Annotated in this window: 3 protein-coding genes and 1 pseudogene; all 4 read right to left on the minus strand. The window is 34.2% G+C overall.

Annotated features, from left to right (window positions below; translation table 11 throughout):
- A pseudogene (locus ABY905_RS15590) lies at window positions 1-329 on the minus strand (hypothetical protein); the annotation flags it as partial.
- 255 nt (window positions 330-584) lie between these two features.
- Window positions 585-1,883, minus strand: coding sequence for an HlyD family secretion protein (locus tag ABY905_RS15595; RefSeq protein ID WP_372645539.1), 1,299 nt, complete (start codon window positions 1,881-1,883; stop codon window positions 585-587).
- Between the two features lie 179 nt (window positions 1,884-2,062).
- Window positions 2,063-2,443, minus strand: coding sequence for a GxxExxY protein (locus ABY905_RS15600; protein WP_372645541.1), 381 nt, complete (start codon window positions 2,441-2,443; stop codon window positions 2,063-2,065).
- A 302-nt stretch (window positions 2,444-2,745) separates the two neighbouring features.
- Window positions 2,746-3,100, minus strand: a 355-nt coding sequence (locus ABY905_RS15605) for an ATP-binding cassette domain-containing protein (protein WP_372645542.1), incomplete at its 5' end; no start/stop codon positions are given.

The following is a 3,100-nucleotide window of genomic DNA, read 5'->3' on the forward strand; positions in this document are numbered from 1 at the left end:
GAAAGTATAACTGATAGCTGTAAATTATCTTCAAGGAGTTTAGCTAAAGGAAGATGTTTGTCCCAGGGCAAATTTACAGCATGCTCAATACAGCCTGTAAGAGAATTAGCATTCGGAGCACCTACACCAGCTCCAACCAATTCGTATTGATCTGAAAAAGCATCAAAATTAGTTTTAATATGCAAAGAGAGTTCGCGAACAAAATTCTCGAAAATAGGATAATTAGGGGTATAAAAAGAAGAATGAAAAAGGCAAACACCAGCCTCAGTTACGAAACCATAAACGGTATTCGTACCACCAATATCGATCCCAACCGCTAGTTTTTGCATGATCTAATCTTATGTTCCCAACTAATTTAGATTAAAAGCGTGAAAAGAACAAAGGAAAACAAGGATAAAGTATTGAAACAATAAAGTGTAAAAGATAAAGGGGAAAAGGTTAAAGAGTCAAAAAGTTTAAAAGTCCGGACAGCTGACAATTAAAAAACTAGCGTGCAAAAAAAACAATGCGGCAGTTAATCAATATAGCCACATGACAATCTAACAATACATTGAAATCACTAATGGATAGTTACAAATAATTTATTATTTAACGACATGCTCGTTTAAAAGAGCCTTTAATGGATTAAAAATACGCTGAAGTAAGCGTTGATCTTCAGTGATAATTTCGGCAACACCCTCAATCTTTTGAGCAAATTTTAATTTTTTTCCGTAGCTAGTTATAAGTCCATTAGTTAACTCAACATCCAAGCTATAATTATCGCCATCAGGAACCTCAGAAATTGAACGTATACTACCTTCTAACATTCCATATTCCATATAAGGATAACTATTAAGCTTAATGTTTACGCGTTGTCCCAGTTTCACTTTGCCAGATCGATTCATTCCCAAATCAACACGTACAATAATTCGAGTCGAGTCAGATGGGAGAACAGTAAAAACCTTCTCGCCTTGTTTTACATTTTGATTTTCTGACCAAAATCGGTTGAAACTAACAGCACCAGAAATGGGTGATTTAAGCAGATAATTCTGCTCCCAAATATCAATCTGAGCAGTCAAATTATCATAGGCATGCAGAATCTGATCAAGCAATTCCTTTCTTATATTTTCTTCATCCAAATCCAAGTCGATAATGGACTGATCCACCTCATTAATCTGAATTTGAGTTGAGGAAAGGGTTGAACGAGAACCATGAAAAGCATAGCTCTGTTGTAGATATTCCTTTTCAGATTTTTGATAATTGGCTTTTGAAATCACGCCGCGGGTATAGAGCAGAGAATCCCGGTTAAATTCCTTACCAACAATTGACAGCTGCTGCTCCAAAATATCACGCTGCTTGTACTGTCGATTGTAATACATGCGATAATTGCTTCTTTTCTGAATTAAAGAAGCTTTCTTTTTTTTGTGATATTGAAGATCAATAAAGCGGTTATAATCGGTACAAGCCTTTAAATAAGAGTTAAATGGAGATTGAACTTCACCCAAACGATAATTTTTGTCAACAAATTCAGGCGTCATTTCAGTCTTCCCGTCAAACTGAGGAAGATGATTACTAAGCTGTTTCCGTAATGAAAAAACATCTTCCGAATTCGCAGGATTTTCAATAACAGCCAACAAATCACCAGCCTCAATCAGTTGATTATCGCTTACTTTTAAATCTACAATCTTACCATTTACACGAGCAATCAACTCTGCAGGTGGATTCTCAGTCGTCAAAACAAGCTTCGAGCTGATAATCTCTGGGTAAGAGAAAAACCAGGAACCAATCACTAATATCAGGACTACAAGAAACACCAGCCCAGAACCTACCCTAACGATCCACGAAGGCATTTTTCCCAGAATTTCCTGAACCGACTCCGACCTTAATTCTATATTGTCACTCATTTTTTAGTTTATTTTGACGCTGATAAATGATGATTTTATATGATAAAATCGAAAATACAATTACAAATTAATCATAGTTTGATCATTTTTCAATCCAGTTCCAACCCTTTAATTATCATCATACTCAATTTCTGACGCTGATTAAATATGATTTTGTATGATGAAAAAAAATATTTCCTTTATTCATTAGAAAGTACCTTACGTTTATAATGTGGTTCTTTGCCAAAATTCAATAATAAGCCAACTTCAATATCTGTTGCTTTGAGATAATTTACTAATTGAACTTCATGAATTGAATTTAACTTTTCAATGGCTTTCAATTCCAAAATCACCAATTCATTAACGACGATATCTGCAATATAATCTCCCACAATCTCCTTCCCATACAGAACTTTAACAGGAACTTGCTGCTCCACATTCAATCCCAAATCCCTCAGTTCAATAACCATAGCATTCTCATAAACCTTCTCAATAAAACCATATCCCAATTCATTATAGACATTAAAAAATGCCTTAAGAACCATTGATGTAATATCTGAATGTTTATAGTTATCGTTCATGATTATTTATTTTGACGCTGATTAAAAATGATTCAATATGATAGAAACAATATTAAGACTAAAATTAATATCATACTTATAATAAATTCTTTTATCAAACACCAACAAGGAGCATCCCTATTTAATAAAGAATATCATTTACTAAGATCAGTATCATGTTTAGATCATAAAAATCTGCGTCTAAAATTATTTTTAATTCCCATCATAGTAGATTTTCGAAGCTGATAAATGATGATTTTATATGATAAAATCGAAAATACAATTACAAATTAATCATAGTTTGATCATTTTTAAATCTGCGTCTAATTTCCTAACTCCAGCTGATTCTTAACCAACTCGTAATACTTACCTCTCAATTGTGTCAAGTCCTTGTGGTTGCCATGTTCAACAATTTGACCTTTATCAAGTACGATGATTTTATCGGCATTACGAACGGTGCTCAAACGATGGGCAACAACTACAACGGTACGCCCTTGGTTGAACTCATCCAAGTTTTCCATAATTGCTCTTTCATTGTTGGCATCAAGTGCATTAGTAGCTTCATCGAAGAATAAAAACTCAGGATCCTTATATACTGCACGAGCAATTAATATGCGTTGCTTCTGTCCCTGACTCAAGCCATGCCCACTGGCACCAATCTTAGTATTGTAACGCAAA

Source organism: Ancylomarina sp., assembly GCF_041555295.1.
Classification (GTDB): domain Bacteria; phylum Bacteroidota; class Bacteroidia; order Bacteroidales; family Marinifilaceae; genus Ancylomarina.

Bases quoted from the DNA above. Each gene is read 5' to 3' on its own strand.
- ABY905_RS15600 (WP_372645541.1), bottom strand. From the start codon at position 2,443: ATGAACGATAACTATAAACATTCAGATATTACATCAATGGTTCTTAAG.
- ABY905_RS15595 (WP_372645539.1), bottom strand. From the start codon at position 1,883: ATGAGTGACAATATAGAATTAAGGTCGGAGTCGGTTCAGGAAATTCTG.